Origin of the sequence: Pantoea sp. B9002 (genome assembly GCF_013385945.1) — a bacterium.
Classification (GTDB): domain Bacteria; phylum Pseudomonadota; class Gammaproteobacteria; order Enterobacterales; family Enterobacteriaceae; genus Pantoea.
This window is the reverse complement of record NZ_JACAPA010000006.1, coordinates 90,575-110,496: the sequence shown is the minus strand read 5'-3', so window position 1 is coordinate 110,496 and position 19,922 is coordinate 90,575. Positions and strand designations below refer to the sequence as shown.

Annotated in this window: 17 protein-coding genes; 15 read left to right on the top strand and 2 right to left on the bottom strand. The window is 55.5% G+C overall.

Annotation, left to right across the window (positions count from 1 at the left end; genetic code table 11):
- Nucleotides 1–214: 214 nt before the first annotated feature.
- The gene (queG, locus tag HX773_RS04325) at nt 215–1,354 is read right to left on the bottom strand and encodes a tRNA epoxyqueuosine(34) reductase QueG (RefSeq protein ID WP_176970572.1); all 1,140 of its coding nucleotides are present in this window, start codon (nt 1,352–1,354) and stop codon (nt 215–217) included.
- On the opposite strand from queG, the gene nnr reads away from it, so the two are divergent.
- The 15 genes from nnr to HX773_RS04250 all read left to right on the top strand — a co-directional run bounded on the left by nnr (nt 1,353) and on the right by HX773_RS04250 (nt 19,586).
- Nucleotides 1,353–2,870, top strand: a complete 1,518-nt coding sequence (nnr, locus tag HX773_RS04320; RefSeq protein WP_176970571.1) for a bifunctional ADP-dependent NAD(P)H-hydrate dehydratase/NAD(P)H-hydrate epimerase — start codon at nt 1,353–1,355, stop codon at nt 2,868–2,870. The two genes, queG and nnr, sit on opposite strands and share 2 nt — an antisense overlap.
- Before the next feature lie 3 nt (nt 2,871–2,873).
- Nucleotides 2,874–3,350, top strand: coding sequence for a tRNA (adenosine(37)-N6)-threonylcarbamoyltransferase complex ATPase subunit type 1 TsaE (gene tsaE, locus HX773_RS04315; RefSeq protein ID WP_061723444.1), 477 nt, complete (start codon nt 2,874–2,876; stop codon nt 3,348–3,350).
- Entirely contained in the window at nt 3,347–5,005 is a 1,659-nt protein-coding gene (gene amiB / locus HX773_RS04310; protein ID WP_176970570.1) for an N-acetylmuramoyl-L-alanine amidase AmiB, read from the top strand. Before tsaE ends, amiB begins: the two co-directional genes overlap by 4 nt.
- Nucleotides 5,006–5,048: 43 nt before the next feature.
- Nucleotides 5,049–6,902, top strand: coding sequence for a DNA mismatch repair endonuclease MutL (gene mutL, locus HX773_RS04305; RefSeq protein WP_176970569.1), 1,854 nt, complete (start codon nt 5,049–5,051; stop codon nt 6,900–6,902).
- Nucleotides 6,895–7,836, top strand: a complete 942-nt coding sequence (gene miaA / locus HX773_RS04300; protein WP_176970568.1) for a tRNA (adenosine(37)-N6)-dimethylallyltransferase MiaA — start codon at nt 6,895–6,897, stop codon at nt 7,834–7,836. The genes mutL and miaA overlap by 8 nt, the downstream gene beginning before the upstream one ends.
- 110 nt (nt 7,837–7,946) lie before the next feature.
- A complete protein-coding gene (gene hfq / locus HX773_RS04295) occupies nt 7,947–8,264 on the top strand; it encodes an RNA chaperone Hfq (RefSeq protein ID WP_008103618.1) in 318 nt (105 codons plus the stop codon).
- Between the two features lie 80 nt (nt 8,265–8,344).
- Complete coding sequence (hflX, locus tag HX773_RS04290; RefSeq protein WP_176970567.1) at nt 8,345–9,625, top strand: ribosome rescue GTPase HflX; 1,281 nt, start codon at nt 8,345–8,347, stop codon at nt 9,623–9,625.
- Nucleotides 9,626–9,852: 227 nt separating this feature from the next.
- Nucleotides 9,853–11,088: an FtsH protease activity modulator HflK gene (gene hflK / locus HX773_RS04285; protein WP_176970566.1), complete on the top strand. Its 1,236-nt coding sequence runs from the start codon at nt 9,853–9,855 to the stop codon at nt 11,086–11,088.
- 3 nt (nt 11,089–11,091) lie between these two features.
- Nucleotides 11,092–12,096 carry a protease modulator HflC gene (hflC, locus tag HX773_RS04280; RefSeq protein ID WP_101762865.1) on the top strand — a complete coding sequence of 335 codons (1,005 nt, stop codon included), beginning with the start codon at nt 11,092–11,094 and terminating at the stop codon, nt 12,094–12,096.
- 57 nt (nt 12,097–12,153) lie between these two features.
- Complete coding sequence (locus tag HX773_RS04275) at nt 12,154–12,351, top strand: DUF2065 family protein (protein ID WP_008103612.1); 198 nt, start codon at nt 12,154–12,156, stop codon at nt 12,349–12,351.
- Nucleotides 12,352–12,531: 180 nt separating this feature from the next.
- Nucleotides 12,532–13,830, top strand: coding sequence for an adenylosuccinate synthase (locus tag HX773_RS04270; RefSeq protein ID WP_008103611.1), 1,299 nt, complete (start codon nt 12,532–12,534; stop codon nt 13,828–13,830).
- Between the two features lie 191 nt (nt 13,831–14,021).
- Nucleotides 14,022–14,465, top strand: coding sequence for a nitric oxide-sensing transcriptional repressor NsrR (gene nsrR, locus HX773_RS04265; RefSeq protein WP_008103609.1), 444 nt, complete (start codon nt 14,022–14,024; stop codon nt 14,463–14,465).
- A gap of 16 nt (nt 14,466–14,481) precedes the next feature.
- Nucleotides 14,482–16,932 (top strand): ribonuclease R, encoded by a 2,451-nt coding sequence (gene rnr, locus HX773_RS04260; RefSeq protein ID WP_176970565.1) that lies wholly within the window; start codon nt 14,482–14,484, stop codon nt 16,930–16,932.
- Between the two features lie 108 nt (nt 16,933–17,040).
- The gene (gene rlmB, locus HX773_RS04255) at nt 17,041–17,775 is read left to right on the top strand and encodes a 23S rRNA (guanosine(2251)-2'-O)-methyltransferase RlmB (RefSeq protein ID WP_007892019.1); all 735 of its coding nucleotides are present in this window, start codon (nt 17,041–17,043) and stop codon (nt 17,773–17,775) included.
- A gap of 185 nt (nt 17,776–17,960) precedes the next feature.
- Nucleotides 17,961–19,586: an isovaleryl-CoA dehydrogenase gene (locus HX773_RS04250; protein WP_176970564.1), complete on the top strand. Its 1,626-nt coding sequence runs from the start codon at nt 17,961–17,963 to the stop codon at nt 19,584–19,586.
- On the opposite strand, the gene bsmA is transcribed toward HX773_RS04250, so the two are convergent.
- Nucleotides 19,560–19,886, bottom strand: coding sequence for a biofilm peroxide resistance protein BsmA (gene bsmA / locus HX773_RS04245; protein ID WP_176970563.1), 327 nt, complete (start codon nt 19,884–19,886; stop codon nt 19,560–19,562). The two genes, HX773_RS04250 and bsmA, sit on opposite strands and share 27 nt — an antisense overlap.
- Nucleotides 19,887–19,922 lie beyond the last annotated feature (36 nt).

Genomic DNA, 19,922 nt, shown 5'->3' with positions numbered 1-19,922 from the left:
ACAGAGTTATCCACAAGCTCTGGAAAAACTCCTGCGCGCTAAACACAACGTGAATATTTACAATAATCGCTTAATTAATTGATTTATAAGTGGTTAAACCTATTTCAGACTGTGATCTTACCCTTTAGACGAAATTACGATCTCCGTCACCATTCAGTTGGATAATTTTATTCACAGCATGTGGAAAAGAGTTTTATCCTGTGCGACTGCTCAATCACGCATCACGTGGCAGGCCTTTTTCGACCGCGCGCACCAGTCGCTGTTTCTTCGCTGGCTGCACTTCCACCGCTTGCGCCGCGCGTTTCTGCAACTGCTGTGCAATCGCCCATTCAATATGCTCATCAAGCAGTGGATGTTCGCCGCTGCGCAATGCTAATGCCGCCATATTTTCTTCTGCCCAGGGCGCATTGCCCAATGCCACCGCAATATTTCGCAACCAGCGCAAATGCCCAATACGCCGAATCGCTGAACCTTCGGTGATGCGCAGAAATTTGGCTTCATCCCATTTGAACAGATCGGTGAGCGGCGGCGCATGCAGCACCGCGCGCGGCGAGAAATCATCTTCATCGGTTAACTGGCCGTAGCGATTCCACGGGCAGATCAGCTGGCAATCATCGCAGCCATAAATTCGATTACCAATCAGCGGACGGAACTCTTCAGGAATTGCGCCTTCCAACTCGATGGTGAGATAGGAGATACAGCGACGCGCATCGACCACGTAAGGTTCGACGATAGCGGAAGTGGGGCAGATAGTGATGCAGGCGACACAGCGTCCACACTGCTCTTCCTGTGGCTGATCAACCGGTAACGGCAGATCAATCAGCAGTTCGCCGAGGAAGAACCAGGAACCCGCTTCACGGTTGAGGATCAACGAATGTTTGCCGGTCCAGCCTAAACCGGCTTTAGCGGCAATCGGGCGTTCCAGAATCGGTGCGGAATCGACGAACGGGCGAAAATTGAGTTCGCCACAGTGTGCCTGAATCATTTCTCCGAGCTTTTTCAGTCGATTGCGCAATACTTTGTGATAGTCGCGGCCCAGCGCATAGCGGCTTACATAGCCTAGCTGCGGATTTTTCAAGGTGCTGGCAAAGGCGGCTTTAGCTGGAAGGTAATTCATGCGTACGCTAATCACGCGCAGCGTGCCGGGCAGCAGCTCATGCGGCCGCGCACGCATCATGCCGTGGCGCGCCATCCAATCCATCTCGCCGTGATATTGCTTATCCAGCCACGCCTGCAGTTTGGGCTCTTCGGCGCTCAAATCGGTATCGCAAATACCCACCTGTTGGAAGCCGAGGTCGCGTCCCCACTGTTTAATTTTTTCAGCGAGCTGTTGAAGATCGAGAGGATATGACATGAGAAACCAGGCAATTGAAGCAAACGCGCGCAGTTTAACACACTCTGTCTGGCCTGCGCAGGCGATGGCGCAACTGGAACGCGATGCTGCCGATAGCCTGGGCTTAACGCTGTTTGAGCTGATGCAACGTGCTGGCCAGGCCAGCTATGAATTAGGCTGCCAGCTGTGGCCGCAGGCGCAACATTGGTTGGTCCTGTGCGGGCACGGCAACAATGGCGGCGATGGTTATGTGGTGGCGCGACTGGCGCAGGCAGCAGGATTGAATGTGACGCTGCTGGCGTGCGCGGGCAGTAAAGCCCTGCCAGAAGAGGCGCAGCAGGCGCAAGACGCATGGCTGGCGGCGGGCGGTGTGATTCACGCGGCGGATGCGCCCTGGCCGGAGCAGGTTGATGTGATTGTCGATGCGCTGCTCGGCACCGGCCTGAATCGCGCACCCGCCGATCCCTACGATCGCCTGATTACACTCATCAACGCGCATGTCGCACCGGTGCTGGCGATCGATATTCCCTCCGGTTTGCTGGCGGCTAACGGCACGGCGCCGGGCGAAACGGTCATCGCCGATCACACGCTGAGCATGATTGCGCTGAAACCCGGCCAACTGACCGGCAAGGCGCGCGATTACGTTGGCGTTCTGCATAACCATGAGTTGGGCTTGTCGACGTTCCTTGCGGCTGAACAAGCACCGATTTCACGCTATGACGCCGGGGATTTAACGCGCTGGCTGCAACCACGTCGCGCTACCTCACACAAAGGCGATCAGGGGCGGCTATTGGTGGTCGGCGGCGACAGCGGCACGGCGGGCGCGATTCGCATGACCGGTGAAGCCGCCTTGCGAACCGGTGCCGGACTTGTGCGCGTACTGACGCATGAAGATAATATTGGCCCGATTCTCACCGCGCGACCGGAGTTAATGGTTGATGCGCTGAGTGATGAACGTCTAGATCAGGCGCTGGAGTGGGCGGATGTGATCGCCGTTGGACCGGGGCTTGGTCAGCGCGATTGGGCTCAGAAGGCACTGAAAAAGATCGCGGCCAGTGAAAAGCCGATGCTTTGGGATGCGGATGCGCTTAACCTGCTGGCAATCAAGCAGGATAACCGTCAGAATCGCATCATTACGCCGCATCCCGGCGAAGCTGCGCGCTTGCTGGGGGTGAAAACCAGCGAGATTGAGAGTGACCGCTTACACGCTGCGCGCGCCCTGGCGAAACGCTACGGCGGCGTGGTGGTTCTGAAAGGCGCGGGCACGGTGATTGCCAGCGCGGCGGGTGATATCGCTATTGCCGATGTGGGCAACGCGGGCATGGCGTCTGGCGGCATGGGCGATGTGCTGAGCGGGATTATTGCCGCTCTGCTCGGCCAGAAACTGACATTACTTGATGCAGCCTGCGCAGGCTGTGTCGCGCATGGGGCAACAGCCGACGCCGTCGCGCGTCAGCGCGGTACTCGCGGCATGTTAGCCACTGATTTGTTCGAGCTGCTGTGGCAGTTTGTTAATCCAGAGATGATCCAACAATAAAGCATGAAGACCTGTGTTATCCCTTTGCCCGATGAGGCGGCAACCCTGAATCTGGGTGCGCAATTGGCGCGCGTCTGCAACAGCGCGCTGGTGATCTATCTTTATGGCGATTTGGGTGCCGGTAAAACCACCTTTAGTCGTGGTTTTCTGCAGGCGCTCGGCCATCAAGGCAATGTAAAAAGCCCAACTTATACACTGGTCGAGCCCTACGAGCTTGGCTCTCGCACGCTGTACCATTTCGATCTCTATCGTCTTGCCGATCCCGAAGAGCTGGAGTTCATGGGTATCCGCGACTATTTCACCGGCGATGCGCTCTGTCTGGTGGAGTGGCCGCAGCAGGGCACCGGCGTACTGCCTGAGCCCGATTTAGCGCTGACGTTGCGCTACGTTGATGCGGCGCGTGAAGCCGAAATTAGCGCGGTTTCCGCCACGGGCGAAGCGCTGTTAACTCAATTCCAGCAAGGCAGGGATCCGGCATGATGTCACGGATGAAAATCATTGTACTGGGCTTGCTGTGCCTGTTTTCTGTCTCGGCGTGGTCTGCCACCTTATCGGATATCAAAGTCGAAAATGGCGATAGCCAGGCTACCGTCACGCTGAGCTTTAACGGTCAGCCCGTGTATGGTTTTTTCCCGCTGCATAATCCCAATCGTGTGGTGCTGGATATTCGTCAAAGCGGTGCGATTAAAGGTTTGCCGCTGAATTTTAGCGGCGAAAATATTGTGCAGCGCATTCGCCATAGCCAGCCAAAGGATAAGCAAAGTCTGCGTCTGGTGTTCGAACTGACGCAGCCCGCGCAGACGCGCGCCAGCACGCAGCGCGATGGCAGTAATTATCGCGTGGTGTTCACCATTCGCGGAACGCAGCCGGCGAAACGTCCGGCCGCTGCCGCGCCTGTTACCACGGCGCGTGAAAGCCAGCCGCAGAGCAGCAGCCAGGGCAATCCGTTCAACGCCAATCAGGTGACTGCAGTAACCAGCAGCAATGCCACCGTGCGTCCTGGCAGCACGGTTAGCCGCAACGATGTGGTCATTGTGGCGATTGATGCCGGACACGGCGGTCAGGATTCCGGCGCATCCGGCCAGCACGGTTTGCACGAGAAAAATGTCACCATCTCGATTGCGCGTAAGTTGAAGGCGCTGATGGATCAGGATCCGATGTTCAAACCGGTGCTGACGCGTAACGGCGACTATTTCATCTCGGTAATGGGCCGCTCGGAAGTGGCGCGTAAAGAGAACGCCAACCTGCTGGTATCCATTCACGCCGATGCCGCGCCTAACCATTCGGCTACCGGTGCATCGGTTTGGGTGCTGTCTAACCGCCGCGCCAATAACGAAATGGCGAACTGGCTGGAACAGAAAGAGAAACAATCGGAGCTGCTAGGCGGCGCAGGCGATCTCCTGGCAAACAGCCAGGCCGATCCCTATCTCAGCCAGGCGGTGCTGGACTTGCAGTTTGGTCATTCACAGCGTGTAGGTTATGACGTCGCCGTCAAAGTCCTGCAGCAGCTGCGCGGTATTACGCCGCTGCATAAACGTCTGCCGGAACATGCCAGCCTTGGCGTTTTACGTTCCCCGGATATTCCTTCTTTACTGGTCGAAACCGGCTTTATTAGTAATGCCGCGGAGGAGCGGCTGCTTGGCAGCAGCGCGTATCAGGAAAAGATTGCTCAGTCGATTTATAAAGGCCTGCGCAATTATTTCCTTACGCATCCGCTGCAATCGATCCCAAAGGAGGAAAACCGGCCGCTGGACAGCGCACCAGCGGTTAGCGTCGCCAGCAACCCGGCGACCGGCACGGTGCAATATACCGGCGCGACGCAGCGTCATACCGTCACGCGTGGCGAAACGCTGTCAGGCATCGCGGCCAAATATGGCGTGAGCATGGCGACGTTACGTGAGATGAATAGCCTGAAGCGTGATGTGGTTTGGGTGGGGCAGCGCCTGAAGGTGCCAGCAAAATCCAGCGTCAGCGTGACGGCGAGTCGTCCAACCCGGCATAAAGTGGTGCGCGGCGATTCATTGACCGCCATTGCCGCGCGCTATGGCGTGAGCTCGAAAGCCATCATGCAGGCGAATAATATGAAGTCGAGCAATGTGATGCTGGGGCAAAACTTAAAAATTCCGCAATCCTGATTGTTGGCTCCCCGTGAGCCAACCAGCCAGAAGGATCACCACCATGCCAATACAGATTTTACCGCCGCAGCTGGCGAACCAGATTGCCGCAGGCGAAGTGGTTGAGCGCCCGGCGTCGGTCGTAAAAGAGCTGGTGGAAAACAGCCTTGATGCCGGCGCCACGCGCATTGATGTCGATATTGAGAAAGGTGGCGCGAAGCTCATCCGTATTCGCGACAACGGCTGCGGTATCGCCAAAGCCGAACTGGCGATGGCATTGGCGCGGCATGCGACCAGCAAAATTGCCTCGCTTGATGACCTTGAGGCGATCATGAGCCTCGGTTTTCGTGGTGAAGCGCTCGCCAGTATCAGTTCTGTCTCTCGTTTAACGCTGACCTCACGCACCGCCGATCAAAGCGAAGCCTGGCAAGCCTACGCGGAAGGGCGCGATATGGATGTGACGGTGAAACCGGCTGCACATCCGGTGGGCACCTCGCTGGAAGTGCTCGACCTGTTCTATAACACGCCCGCACGCCGCAAATTCATGCGTACTGAAAAGACCGAATTTACCCACATCGATGAGGTGATTCGTCGCATTGCGCTGGCACGCTTTGACGTCGCCATTTCGCTGAGCCATAACGGTAAGTTGATGCGCCAGTATCGCGCGGTGAGTGAAGATGCGCAGCGGGAGCGGCGTTTAGGGGCCATTTGTGGCACCACGTTTATGCAGCACGCTTTACGCATTGAGTGGCAGCACGACGATTTGGCGCTGCGCGGTTGGGTCGCCGATCCTCACGGTTCGCGCCAGGTTACCGATCTGCAATATTGCTACGTCAACGGACGCATGATGCGCGACAAGCTAATCAATCACGCGATTCGTCAGGCGTATCAAACGCAGCTTGGCGACGATCAGCAGCCGGCTTACGTGCTTTATCTGGAGATCGATCCGCATCAGGTGGATGTCAACGTCCATCCGGCCAAGCATGAGGTGCGTTTCCATCAGTCGCGTCTGGTACATGATTTTATCTGGCAAGGCGTGATGAGTGCGCTGCAAGCCAGCCGCGCGCCGGAATTGCCCATCGCCCACGCCGAAGAACCGGCGCCGAAGTGGCAGCCAGAAAACCGCCAGGCGGCAGGCACGAACCACTTTGCTCAACCCAGCAATACGCCACGCAGCGGCGGCGCTTCTGCGGCCGCAGGTGCGAACTGGCAGAATAAAGAGCCGGTTTACAGTGCGCGTGAAGGTAATGCCTATAAGCAGTTGATGAAAACGCCGGTGGTAGAAACGCCGCGCGCGGCGCCAGTTCCTGCCGCGGCTCCGGTGCGTCAGCCGGAAACACGTGAAGCACCGTTGGCCGCCCACGCGCAAAGTTTTGGCCGCGTGTTAAGCGTTTTGCAGGATCGCTATGCGCTGCTGGAGCGCGGTAGCGCGTTGCAATTGTTATCGCTGGCCGTGGCGGCGCGCTGGCTAAAACAGGCCCAGTTGGAGCCAGGGGAAGAGGGTTTAAAACCGCAGCCGCTGCTGATCCCGGTGCGCCTGAAAATTGCTGCGCCCGAGCTGGCCGCTATCGCCGATCATGGCGCGCTGCTGAGCCAGATGGGCATTGATTTACAACGAGAAGGGCAGCACGTGACGCTACGCGCGGTGCCTTTACCGTTACGAACACAAAATTTACAAATCTTGATTCCAGAACTGTTAGGCTACCTGGCCCGGCAGCAAGAGGTTTCTGCATCCACGTTGGCCCAATGGCTGGCGCGTCGAGATGATGCAGAAGACGCTCACTGGAATCACTCGCAGGCGATTGCACTGCTGGCAGAGCTGGAAAGGCTTTGTCCGCAACTGCTGAAGTCGCCGCCTTCAGGTCTGTTACAGACCATTGAGATTGAGAGCGCGCTGAACGCGTTGAAGCATGAGTGAACTAAACCAGGCTAGCCGGCCAAAGGCAATTTTTTTGATGGGGCCTACCGCCTCCGGTAAGACGGCATTAGCGATTTCGCTGCGTCAGCAACTTCCGGTGGAACTTATTAGCGTTGACTCTGCCTTAATCTATCGCGGGATGGATATTGGCACGGCGAAACCGTCGGCAGAAGAGTTAGCACTGGCGCCCCATCGTTTGCTGGATATTCGCGATCCGGCGGAAGCGTATTCCGCCGCAGAGTTTCGTCGCGATGCGTTGGCAGAAATGGCGGAGATCACCCGGAAGGGGAAGATTCCGTTGCTTGTTGGTGGAACCATGCTCTACTTCAAGGCGTTACTTGAAGGATTGTCGCCGTTGCCCTCGGCCGATCCCGAGGTGCGTCAGCGATTAGAGCAAATGGCGGCGGAGAAAGGGTGGGAAGCCCTGCACCGTCAGCTGTGTGAAATCGATCCGGTCGCCGGTAGTCGTATTCATCCGAATGATCCGCAGAGACTTTCGCGAGCACTGGAAGTTTTTTTTATTTCGGGTAAAACTTTAACGGAACTGACAAAAACCTCCGGCGAAGCGTTACCCTACGACGTGTACCAGTTTGCTATCGCACCTGCGAGTCGTGAACTGATACATCAACGCATTGCGTTGCGTTACGACCAGATGCTAGCGTCAGGATTTGAAGCGGAGGCTCGTGCACTGTTTGCGCGAGGTGATTTGCATACGGACATGCCTTCCATTCGTTGTGTCGGGTATCGCCAGATGTGGTCTTATCTATCAGGTGAAATCGATTACGACGAAATGGTTTATCGGGGAATTTGCGCCACTCGGCAGCTCGCTAAACGCCAGATGACCTGGTTACGTGGCTGGCCTGAAGTACACTGGTTAAACAGTGATGAGCCAGAGTTAGCGCGTAATGCGGTGCTTAAGGTAGTTAGTGCGTAGCAGGGATGATTGTGTACAATTGGTTCGTTATCGTGCGCAAATTTTTACGCAGTTTTTCTGAACCACGGTTCTTAAAGCAACAAACAACAAGCATATAAGGAAAAGATAGAATGGCTAAGGGGCAATCTTTACAAGACCCGTTTTTGAACGCATTGCGTCGTGAACGTGTACCGGTTTCGATCTATTTGGTGAATGGTATTAAGCTGCAAGGGCAAATTGAATCCTTTGATCAGTTCGTCATTCTGTTAAAAAACACGGTCAGCCAGATGGTGTATAAGCACGCCATCTCTACAGTGGTTCCTTCTCGTCCAGTGTCGCACCATAGCAATAACGCGGGCGGCAGCGGTGGTAGCAGCAACTATCATCACAGCGGAAGCAACCAAGGCGCTCAGTCGCAGCCACAACAAGACGGCGATAACGCAGAATAATTTTGCGCTGCCGTAAAGCCAGGGCTGGAGAACGAGCACGTTTTCCTGTCCTGGTTATTTTATTTTAGCGAGGTTATAGCTTGTTTGACCGTTATGATGCCGGTGAGCAGGCCGTACTGGTACACATCTGGTTCTCCCAAGACAAAGAGCTGGAAGATTTGCAGGAGTTTGAAACTCTTGTCTCTTCTGCGGGCGTTGAAGCGCTGCAAGTCATTACGGGCAGCCGTAAAGCGCCACATCCCAAATATTTTGTCGGTGAAGGAAAGGCAGTTGAAATTGCCGATGCGGTAAAAGCGAGTGGAGCATCGGTCGTTTTATTCGATCATGCCTTAACTCCTGCTCAGGAACGTAATCTTGAACGGCTGTGCGAATGTCGCGTAATCGATCGCACCGGCTTAATTCTCGATATATTCGCCCAGCGCGCCCGCACCCATGAGGGTAAATTGCAGGTCGAGCTGGCACAACTACGCCATTTAGCAACCCGTTTGGTTCGCGGATGGACACACCTTGAACGCCAGAAAGGCGGTATCGGTTTACGTGGTCCGGGTGAAACTCAGCTGGAAACGGACCGACGCTTGCTGCGTGGCCGTATCAGTCAGATTCTCTCCCGTCTTGAACGCGTCGAAAAACAGCGCGATCAGGGCAGACAAGCGCGCGCCAAAGCTGACGTGCCAACCGTTTCGCTGGTGGGTTACACCAACGCCGGTAAATCCACCCTGTTCAACGCGATTACCTCTGCGGATGTGTACGTAGCGGACCAACTGTTCGCGACACTTGATCCGACATTACGTCGTTTGAATGTGGCGGATGTCGGTGAAGTGGTTTTAGCGGACACAGTTGGTTTTATCCGTCACTTGCCGCACGACTTAGTCGCGGCGTTTAAAGCCACGCTGCAGGAAACGCGTCAGGCCACTTTGCTGCTGCATGTGATTGACGCCGCCGATTTGCGCGTCAATGACAACATTGATGCAGTAAATGAAGTTCTGGAAGAGATTGAAGCTGACGAAATTCCGGCGCTGCTGGTTATGAACAAAATCGATATGCTGGAGGACTTTGTACCGCGTATCGATCGCAACGAAGAGAACCAACCGATCCGCGTATGGTTATCTGCACAGAGCGGTGTAGGTCTGCCGTTACTGTGGCAGGCGCTCTCTGAGCGTTTAGCCGGTGAAATTGCGCAGTACGATTTACGTCTGCCGCCGGAAGCGGGCCGTTTACGCAGTCGTTTTTATCAGTTGCATGCTATAGAAAAAGAATGGAATGAAGATGATGGCTGTGTGAGTTTGCACGTGCGTATGCCGATCGTTGATTGGCATCGTCTGTGTAAACAAGAGCCGTCGCTAGCCAGTTATATTGTTTGAAATTGCCCAAACGCCTTTACTCAATATCTTTTAGGTTGTCGTCATTATCGTTGCAGGCCGTATGTGCAGGATTTAACCGAATATTTCGGATTCCAGCAAGGCGGCAACTGAGTGAATCCCCGGGAGCTTACATCGGTAAGTGACTGGGGTGAACGAAGGCAGCCAACGAAGCTGCAATCCGAAAGATGAAGGGTAAAAAACGTAAATACAATAAATGGAGTAGAAACATGGCGTGGAATCAGCCCGGAAATAACGGACAGGACCGCGACCCGTGGGGAAGCAGCAATAATCAAGGCGGCAACTCTGGGGGAAATAAAGGAGGTCGCGATCAGGGACCACCTGATCTGGATGATATCTTCCGAAAGTTGAGTAAAAAACTCGGCGGACTGGGCGGTGGCAAACAGAATGACAATGGCCAGCGCAGCGGCGGTAGCGGTGGCAAAGTGGTTGGCATTGTTGCCGTAGCGGCAGTCGTTATCTGGGCGGCTAGCGGTTTCTACACCATCAAAGAAGCGGAACGTGGCGTCGTCACGCGCTTTGGCAAATTTAGCCATCTGGTTGAGCCAGGCCTCAACTGGAAACCGACTTTCGTCGATCAGGTTCGCGCCGTAAACGTAGAAGCAGTACGTGAACTGGCCGCATCTGGCGTGATGTTGACGTCGGATGAAAACGTGGTACGCGTTGAGATGAACGTACAGTACCGTGTGACGGATCCTGAGCGTTATCTGTATGCCGTGACCAGTGCCGACGACAGCCTGCGTCAGGCCACCGACAGCGCCTTGCGTGGCGTTATTGGTCGCTCCACCATGGACCGCATCCTGACGGAAGGTCGTACCGTGGTACGTAGTGAAACTCAGCGTGAGCTCGACGAGACTATCCGTCCGTACAACATGGGTATTACCCTGCTGGACGTAAACTTCCAGGCGGCACGCCCACCGGAAGAGGTAAAAGCCTCGTTTGATGATGCGATTGCCGCGCGTGAAAACCGTGAACAGTACGTTCGTGAAGCTGAAGCTTATTCGAACGAAGTTCAGCCGCGTGCTAATGGTCAGGCGCAACGTATCCTCGAAGAGGGTCGTGCTTACAAAGAACGTACGGTGTTAGAAGCGCAGGGTGAAGTGGCACGTTTTGCTCGCTTGCTGCCTGAATATAAAGCTGCACCAGAAATCACTAAAGAGCGTCTTTACATTGAAACCATGGAACGTGTACTGAGCCATACCCGCAAGGTGTTGATCAGCGATCGTGGTAACAATTTGACGGTTCTGCCATTGGATCAACTGATGCGTGGTGGTCAGGCATCTGGCCAGGGCGGTCAGAAAATGACTAATTTAATGAAGTCTCCTTCGTCGTCCGATAGCAATGCGAGCCGTGGGGATTCTTCATCTTACAGTCCAGACAGCATCATGGATCAGCGTCGCGCCAATGCGCTGCGCAACGATACCCAGCGCCAGGGGAGGGAGTAATCGATGCGTAAGCCAATCATCGCCGTAATTATTGTAGTGCTGGTGGTGCTTTACGCGTCACTGTTCGTGGTGCAGGAAGGCCAACGCGGTATCGTGCTGCGCTTTGGTAAGGTTCTGCGTGATGACGAAAACAAACCACTGGTGTACGCGCCGGGTCTGCATTTCAAAATTCCGTTTATCGAAACCATGAAATCACTGGATGCGCGCATTCAGACCATGGATAACCAGGCTGACCGCTTTGTTACCAAAGAGAAGAAAGACCTGATCGTTGATTCTTACATCAAATGGCGCATCAGTGACTTCAGCCGTTACTACCTGGCAACCGGTGGTGGCGACGTTTCTCAGGCTGAAGTGCTGCTGAAACGTAAGTTCAGCGACCGTCTGCGTTCTGAAATGGGTCGTCTGGATGTGAAAGACATCGTGACCGATTCGCGTGGCCGTTTAACCACCGACGTGCGTGATGCCCTGAACACCGGCAGCGCTGGCAACGATGATGACGTTCAGACGCCAGCAGCGGATGATGCGATTGCGAGTGCGGCAGCACGTGTAGAACGTGAAACCAACAGCAGTGAGCCGGCACCAAACCCGAACAGTATGGCTGCGTTAGGTATTGAAGTTGTCGACGTGCGCATCAAGCAGATCAACCTGCCGACTGAAGTCTCTGACGCGATCTACAACCGTATGCGCGCCGAGCGTGAAGCGGTTGCGCGTAGTCAGCGTTCACAAGGTCAGGAAGAGGCAGAGAAACTGCGTGCACAGGCCGATTATCAGGTCACGCGTACGCTGGCAGAAGCACAGCGTGAAGCGCTGATTTCTCGCGGTGAAGGTGATGGTGAAGCGGCAAAACTGTTTGCTGATGCCTTCAGCCAGGATCCGGATTTCTACGCCTTTATCCGCAGCCTGCGTGCCTATGAGAATAGCTTCTCAGACAATCAGGATGTGCTGGTGCTGAGCCCGGATAGCGATTTCTTCCGCTATATGAAAGCGCCCTCTAACGCCACGCGTTAAGAACTGATATAAAGTCCAGGCCGACAATGTTGTCGGCCTTTTTTTTGGGAAAAAATCATGAATTCAACCATCTGGATGGCGCTGGCTTTGGTTTTGGTGCTGGAAGGACTTGGACCGATGTTTATGCCACGCGCATGGCGGCGGATGATTCTGGCGATGACGCAGTTGCCCGATCGCCTATTGCATCGTTTTGGTGGCGGTTTAGTGGTGGCCGGCGTGGTGATTTACGCCATGATCAGCATGCATGCGCGCTAATCTTCGTAAATTTGTGTGAGGCCGCCCGACTCAATTGTGTCTGTTGGTCGTTGTTCCCCCAACATGTTGTGAGCTGAGCAAAACTCAGGCAAAAAACAGCGCAATCGTATGCTAAAAGTGCTGAAAGAGTAAAAGTCAGGTGGTAGAATCCATTTTTAAGCAATCGGTGATTTTGAAAAAATGGGTAAGAACGTCGTCGTACTGGGCACCCAATGGGGTGACGAAGGTAAAGGTAAGATCGTAGACCTTCTGACAGAGCGCGCGAATTACGTCGTGCGTTACCAAGGTGGCCATAATGCAGGCCACACACTTGTCATCAACGGTGAAAAAACCGTCCTCCACTTAATTCCATCTGGCATCCTGCGTGAAAACGTCACCAGCATCATTGGTAATGGCGTTGTACTGTCGCCTGAAGCGCTGATGAAAGAGATGAAAGGCCTGGAAGAGCGCGGTGTGCCGGTACGTGAACGTCTGTTGATCTCTGAAGCATGCCCATTGATTCTGCAGTACCACGTAGCAATGGATGTGGCGCGCGAAAAAGCGCGTGGCGCCAAAGCTATCGGCACCACCGGTCGCGGTATCGGTCCTGCCTATGAAGATAAAGTGGCACGTCGCGGTCTGCGCGTGAGCGATCTCTTCAACAAAGAAACCTTTGCAGTGAAGCTGAAAGAGATCGTCGATTTCTACAACTTCCAGCTGGTTAACTATTACAAAACCGACGCAGTTGACTACGAAAAAGTGCTGAGTGATACGCTGGCGGTTGCCGATATCATTACCAGCATGGTAGTTGACGTGTCCGATCTGCTGGACGGCGCGCGCAAGCGTGGCGACCTGATCATGTTCGAAGGTGCGCAGGGTACGCTGCTGGATATCGACCACGGTACCTATCCGTACGTGACCTCCTCAAACACCACCGCCGGTGGCGTAGCGACGGGTTCAGGTATTGGTCCACGCTATGTTGATTACGTGCTGGGTATCGTGAAAGCCTACTCAACGCGCGTGGGTGCCGGTCCATTCCCGACCGAACTGTTCGATGAAACCGGCGAGTTCCTGTGTGCACAAGGTAACGAGTTTGGCGCGACTACCGGTCGTCGTCGTCGTACCGGCTGGCTGGATGCGGTTGCCGTTCGCCGTGCCGTACAGATCAACTCCCTGTCAGGTTTCTGCATGACCAAACTGGACGTGCTGGATGGCCTGAAAGAAGTGAAAATCTGTGTGGCTTATCGCATGCCAGATGGCCGCGAAATGACCACCACGCCGCTGGCAGCTGAAGGCTGGGAAGGCATTGAGCCGATTTACGAAACCATGCCAGGCTGGAGCGAGACCACATTCGGCGTCAAGACGCTGGAAGGTCTGCCGCAAGCTGCACGTGACTACATCAAACGTGTAGAAGAAGTGACCGGTGTGCCGATTGATATTATTTCTACCGGCCCAGACCGCAGTGAGACCATGATTCTGCGCGACCCGTTCGACGCATAATCTCCTCAGGCCGGACTCTGTCCGGCCTTTGTATTTCTAATCTTTGACTCCACTCACTCTATTTTTTCTTGCAAATATCGATACTTGCCGGAAAAAAACGCACCGGCCACCACGCTCTGGTTTATCATCATATTTAAACATCACGCCGACCGGCGCATAACCATAACGTTCGATGATTCACTGAGGTATATGTGCAGCTAACAAGTTTTACCGATTATGGTCTGCGTGCCCTGATTTACATGGCGACGTTACCGGAAGGTAAGCAGACCAACATTACCGAAGTCACCGATACCTACGGGGTGTCGCGTAACCATATGGTTAAAATCATCAATCAACTTAGCCGGGCTGGCTTTGTCGCCGCAACACGCGGTAAAAACGGCGGAATTCGTTTAGGCATGGACCCGGAAAAAATCGTCATTGGCGATGTGGTGCGAAGAATGGAGCCATTGCAGCTCGTAAACTGCGACGAGTGTGTGATCACGCCTGCCTGTCGTTTGCGTAAAGCATTGCACGATGCGGTCCAGCTATTCCTCAAGGAACTGGACAAGTACACGCTGGCCGATTTGGTCAAAGATAACGATTCGCTGTACCAACTTTTATTGTCCGAACCGCCGGTGGCAATCCAAATTAAATGACATCGGAGGAACCGTAATGTCAAAAGATCCTTATCAGGATAGAGAAGCTGAAAAATACGAAAACCCAATTCCAAGCCGCGAATTTATTCTGGCTCTGCTAGAAAAACGCGAAAAGCCGACCAGCCGCGATGACATCGCGCAGGAATTGAATATCACCAGCGAAGAGCAGCTGGAAGCGCTGCGTCGTCGTCTGCGCGCCATGGAGCGCGATGGTCAGTTGGTGTTTACTCGCCGTCAATGTTACGCCCTGCCAGAACGTCTCGATCTGCTGCGCGGTAAAGTGATTGGCCATCGCGATGGCTATGGTTTCCTGCGCGTAGAAGGCCAGAAAGATGATTTCTATCTCTCTGCTGAGCAGATGAAATTCTGCCTGCACGGCGACGTGATTCTGGCGCAGCCAGGCAGCGCCGATCGTAAAGGTCGTCGTGAAGCGCGCGTGGTGCGCGTGCTTGAGCCACGTAACAGCCAGATCGTCGGTCGCTACTTTACCGATGCAGGCACCGGTTTTGTGGTGCCAGATGACAGCCGCCTGAGCTTTGACATCCTGATCCCGCAAGAAGAAACGCTCAACGCGCGTATGGGTTCAGTGGTGGTGGTTGAAATCACCCAACGTGCGACGCGTCGCACCAAAGCGCTCGGTAAGGTGACCGAACTGCTGGGCGACGATATGGGCACCAGCCTTGCGGTCGATATGGCGGTGCGCACCCATGAAATCCCGCACACCTGGCCGGAAGAAGTTGAGAAGCAGATCGCTAAGCTGAAAGAAGAAGTACCGGAAGAGGCGAAGCTGGGACGTGTTGATTTACGTAAGCTACCGCTGGTCACCATTGATGGTGAAGATGCGCGCGACTTTGATGATGCGGTTTTCTGCGAGAAGAAGCGCGGCGGTGGCTGGCGTTTGTGGGTAGCGATTGCCGACGTAAGCTATTACGTGCGTCCGGGCACGCCGCTGGACGATGAAGCGCATCAGCGCGGCACCTCGGTTTATTTCCCGTCGCAGGTTATCCCGATGCTGCCGGAGATTCTCTCCAACGGCTTGTGCTCACTGAATCCGCAGGTTGATCGTTTGTGCATGGTGTGTGAGATGACTATCTCCTCCAGCGGCAAACTCACCGGTTTCAAACACTATGAAGCGGTGATGAACTCCCATGCGCGACTGACCTACAACAAAGTGTGGAACATTCTGCAAGGTGATGCCGATCTGCGTGAACAATACGCGGCGCAGGTTCCTCATCTGCAAGAGCTGCACAACATGTATCAGGTGCTGGAAACCGCGCGCGAGCAGCGTGGCGGCATTTCGTTTGAGACCGATGAAGCCAAGTTCATCTTCAACGCCGAGCGTCGCATTGAGCGCGTTGAGCGCACCTCACGCAATGATGCGCACAAGCTGATTGAAGAGTGCATGATTCTCGCCAACATCGCCTCGGCGCGTTTTGTTGAGAAAAATGAAGAGCCTGCGCTGTTCCGCGATCACGATCGTCCAAGTGAAGACAGCATCAAAAGCTTCCGAACCGTACTGAACGAGCTGGGCTTAAGTCTGCCGGGCGGCGCTAAGCCACACCCGACCGATTATGCCGCCTTGCTGAAGCAAGTTGCCGATCGTCCAGACGCAGAAATGCTGCAAACCATGCTGCTGCGTTCGATGAAACAGGCGGTTTACGATCCTGAAAACCGTGGTCACTTCGGCCTGGCGCTGGCGTCGTATGCGCACTTTACCTCGCCGATTCGCCGCTATCCGGATTTGCTGCTGCATCGCGCCATCAAATATCTGCTGGCAAAAGAGCGCGGCGAAGTGGATGGCATCACTACGCCAACCGGCGGCTATCACTACGACATGCAGCAGATGCTGCAGCTGGGCCAGCACTGTTCACTGACCGAGCGCCGTGCTGATGAAGCCACGCGCGATGTTGCCGATTGGTTGAAGTGTGACTTCATGCAGGATCAGGTTGGCAACGTGTTCAACGGCGTGATCTCCAGCGTGACCGGCTTTGGTTTCTTCGTGCGTCTTAACGATCTGTTTATCGATGGTTTGGTGCACGTCTCCTCGCTGGATAACGACTATTATCGCTTCGATGCGGTGGGCCAGCGTCTGATTGGTGAATCCGGCGGCCGCACTTATCGTCTGGGCGATGCGGTGGAAGTGCGCGTTGATGCCGTACATATGGACGAACGTAAAATCGACTTCGCGCTGATCTCCAGCAAGCGTGTACCGCGCGGCGAAGGCAAAACCGAACGCGAGCGTGAGAAACGCGGCGGCAAGCCGCCAGCCAAGCGTCGTCGTGATGCCGGCAAGAAGGGCACTTTCGAGCCTGATTCTGCGTTCCGCGGCGAGAAGAAAAAGCCTGCTGTTGCTGAAAAACCGGCTAAAACCGAGAAAAAAGGCAAAAAAGTCTCCGAGAAAACCCGTAAAATCGCCGCCGCCACCAAGTCTAAGCGCGCGTCGAAGAAGCAGCCTGACGAAGCCTGATAGTTTGGTCGCCTTGCAGGGTGACCTGACGAAACCGTTGTAGGGTGCGCATTCATGCGCACCTGAATCTCCGTATTCAACGATCTAAATCCAACCTTGAGCAAAGTAATGAGTGAAATAATTTTTGGTATTCATAGCGTGCAGGCGCTGCTGGAGCGCGATCCTCAGCGTTTTCAGGAAGTCTTTATCCTTAAAGGCCGCGAAGATCGTCGCCTGCAGCCGCTGATCCTCGCACTGGAAGCTCAGGGAATCCCGGTGCAGGTAGCGAACCGTCAATGGCTTGATAGCCAGGTTGAAGGCGGCGTGCATCAGGGCATCGTGGCGCGCGTGAAGCCGGGCAAGCAGTATCAGGAAGGTGATTTGCCGGATCTGCTGCAGAGCCTTGAGAAACCGTTCCTGCTGGTGCTGGATGGCGTTACCGATCCGCACAATCTCGGTGCTTGCCTGCGCAGCGCGGATGCCGCGGGCGTGCATGCGGTCATCGTGCCAAAAGACCGTGCAGCACCGTTGAATGCCACCGCGAAGAAAGTGGCCAGCGGCGCAGCGGAAAACGTGCCGTTAATTCGCGTCACCAACCTGGCGCGCACCTTGCGCTTGCTGCAGGAATACAACGTCTGGGTGGTGGGCACCGCAGGCGAAGCCGATCACACCGTTTACCAAAGCAAAATGACTGGCCCAATGGCGCTGGTGATGGGTGCGGAAGGTGAAGGCATGCGTCGTTTGACGCGTGAGCATTGCGATGAGCTGATCAGCATCCCAATGGCCGGCAGCGTCTCGTCACTCAACGTGTCAGTTGCCACCGGCGTCTGCTTGTTCGAAGCCGTTCGCCAGCGCCAGGCGTGATCCCCACCGCAAAAAATTTTCCAGGCCAGGCATAACTGCAAAACAGCTACATACTTATACCCTAAATAATTCGAGTTACAGGAAGGCGGCAAGTGCGTGAGTCCCCAGGAGCTTACATCAGTAAGTGACTGGGGTGAACACACGCAGCCAACGCACCTGTAGCTCGAAGTATGACGGGGATATGTATGATCTGGGACACCCACACCGTATTCAATCAGCCCGATCCGCTCAGCAACAGCAACCTATTCACGCGTGATATCGCCCTGTGCGAGGCCGTTGCACGCGAAGGTGCCAGCTGGGATCGCGAATGGTTGGCTTCCGTCGGCTTGCAACTCGGCAGCGCCGAATCCCTTGAGTTAGGCCGCTTAGCTAACGTCGAAGCACCGGAACTGCTGCGCTACAACGCGCGCGGCGAACGCCTCGACGAAGTGCGTTTTCATCCCGCCTGGCATCTGCTGATGCAGGGATTGTGCGCCAGCCGGCTACACAATCTCAGCTGGCAGCCCGACGTGCAGCCACAGGCGATGGTGGCGCGTGCCGCACGATTTATCCTGCATGCACAAGTGGAAGCGGGCTCGCTCTGTCCGGTGACCATGACGCACGCCGCCATTCCGCTGCTGCAAAATCATCTGCCCGAACCCTACGCTGACTGGCGCGAAGCGCTGCTCAGCGATCGTTACGATGCGCATCATCTGCCGGGCAATGAGAAACGCGGCTTGCTGATTGGCATGGGCATGACGGAAAAACAGGGCGGCACCGATGTGTTGAGCAACACCACACGCGCCGAACCGCTCGGCGTGCGCGGGGCGAGCGAAGCGTATCGCATCACCGGCCATAAATGGTTTTTCTCGGTCCCGCAAAGCGATGCGCATCTGATTCTGGCGCAAACGTCACAGGGATTAAGTTGCTTCTTCCTGCCACGCTTGCTGCCGGATGGCACGCGCAACGCCATTCGCATCGAACGCCTTAAAGACAAGCTCGGCAACCGCTCCAACGCCAGCGCTGAAGTGGAATTTCAGGATGCTATCGGTTGGCTGATGGGCGAAGAGGGCGATGGCGTACGGCTGATCCTCAAGATGGGCGGCATGACGCGCTTCGACTGCGCGCTGGGCAGCCACGGACAGATGCGCCGTGCGCTGTCGATTGCCGTGCATCATGCGCAGCAGCGTCAGGTGATGGGCAAGAACCTTATCGATCAACCGCTGATGCGCACGGTGCTGGCGCAACAGGCGCTGCAGCTGGAAGGGCAAACCGCACTGCTGCTGCGGCTGGCGCGCGTCTGGTCAACACCGGCCAGCGAACATGAGCGCTTATACGCACGCCTGTTCACACCCGCCGCCAAATTCGTGGTCTGCCAGGCCGGCATGCCTTTTGTGGCAGAAGCGATGGAAGTATTGGGCGGCATTGGCTATTGCGAAGAGAGCGAGCTGCCGCGTCTTTATCGTGAGATGCCAGTGAATAGCATCTGGGAAGGCTCTGGCAATGTGATGTGCCTGGATGTCCTGCGGGTGCTCGGTCGTCACGCCGAAGTGATGACCATGCTGCACGATGAGTTTGATGCGGTGAAGGGCAGCAATCGTCACTTTGATCGCCGCTGGCGGCAATTACGCTTGCAGCTCGCGAACCCGCGTGAAGGGCAGGCGCGAGAAATCACGCGCGAGTTACTGCAGCTGGCAAGTGCCGCGATTCTGCTGAAAGTGGCAGAGCCGCCGCTGGCCGATGGCTGGTGTCAGCAGCTTGATCTGCGCGGCACGCGGGCATTAAGTGACGATCTCTGCGCGCGCTTACTGTTGCGCTGCAGCGCTGGTTGACGGCGCGCCATACAGAATGGCGGTGGCGTACCAGAAGCTGGGAATGGTGGTCTCATCCAGCATCAGAATTTGATAGTAAACCGCGCCCGCCTGATTGGCTTTAGCGGCAATAGCGCGCTGCGCATCATCTGGCGAGCCGCGTGTGGTGGCGGTGATATTGCCGAGCTTCGGCAGGCCAACGCTCTGCGCGCGTGAAATCTCCTGCGCGTGCTGCGTGGGCGGCGGCGGAGCTTGTGGCGTGGTGGTGAAAGCGGCGCAGCCGCTGAGCAGCAGAGTTAAGGCCAAATAGAGAGTACGCATAGCAAGTCCTGAAGCAGGAAGATGGCTCAAGTGTAA

Bases quoted from the DNA above. Each gene is read 5' to 3' on its own strand.
- nnr (WP_176970571.1), top strand. From the start codon at position 1,353: ATGAGAAACCAGGCAATTGAAGCAAACGCGCGCAGTTTAACACACTCT.
- queG (WP_176970572.1), bottom strand. From the start codon at position 1,354: ATGTCATATCCTCTCGATCTTCAACAGCTCGCTGAAAAAATTAAACAG.
- tsaE (WP_061723444.1), top strand. From the start codon at position 2,874: ATGAAGACCTGTGTTATCCCTTTGCCCGATGAGGCGGCAACCCTGAAT.
- amiB (WP_176970570.1), top strand. From the start codon at position 3,347: ATGATGTCACGGATGAAAATCATTGTACTGGGCTTGCTGTGCCTGTTT.
- mutL (WP_176970569.1), top strand. From the start codon at position 5,049: ATGCCAATACAGATTTTACCGCCGCAGCTGGCGAACCAGATTGCCGCA.
- miaA (WP_176970568.1), top strand. From the start codon at position 6,895: ATGAGTGAACTAAACCAGGCTAGCCGGCCAAAGGCAATTTTTTTGATG.
- hfq (WP_008103618.1), top strand. From the start codon at position 7,947: ATGGCTAAGGGGCAATCTTTACAAGACCCGTTTTTGAACGCATTGCGT.
- hflK (WP_176970566.1), top strand. From the start codon at position 9,853: ATGGCGTGGAATCAGCCCGGAAATAACGGACAGGACCGCGACCCGTGG.
- hflC (WP_101762865.1), top strand. From the start codon at position 11,092: ATGCGTAAGCCAATCATCGCCGTAATTATTGTAGTGCTGGTGGTGCTT.
- HX773_RS04275 (WP_008103612.1), top strand. From the start codon at position 12,154: ATGAATTCAACCATCTGGATGGCGCTGGCTTTGGTTTTGGTGCTGGAA.
- HX773_RS04270 (WP_008103611.1), top strand. From the start codon at position 12,532: ATGGGTAAGAACGTCGTCGTACTGGGCACCCAATGGGGTGACGAAGGT.
- rnr (WP_176970565.1), top strand. From the start codon at position 14,482: ATGTCAAAAGATCCTTATCAGGATAGAGAAGCTGAAAAATACGAAAAC.
- rlmB (WP_007892019.1), top strand. From the start codon at position 17,041: ATGAGTGAAATAATTTTTGGTATTCATAGCGTGCAGGCGCTGCTGGAG.
- HX773_RS04250 (WP_176970564.1), top strand. From the start codon at position 17,961: ATGATCTGGGACACCCACACCGTATTCAATCAGCCCGATCCGCTCAGC.
- bsmA (WP_176970563.1), bottom strand. From the start codon at position 19,886: ATGCGTACTCTCTATTTGGCCTTAACTCTGCTGCTCAGCGGCTGCGCC.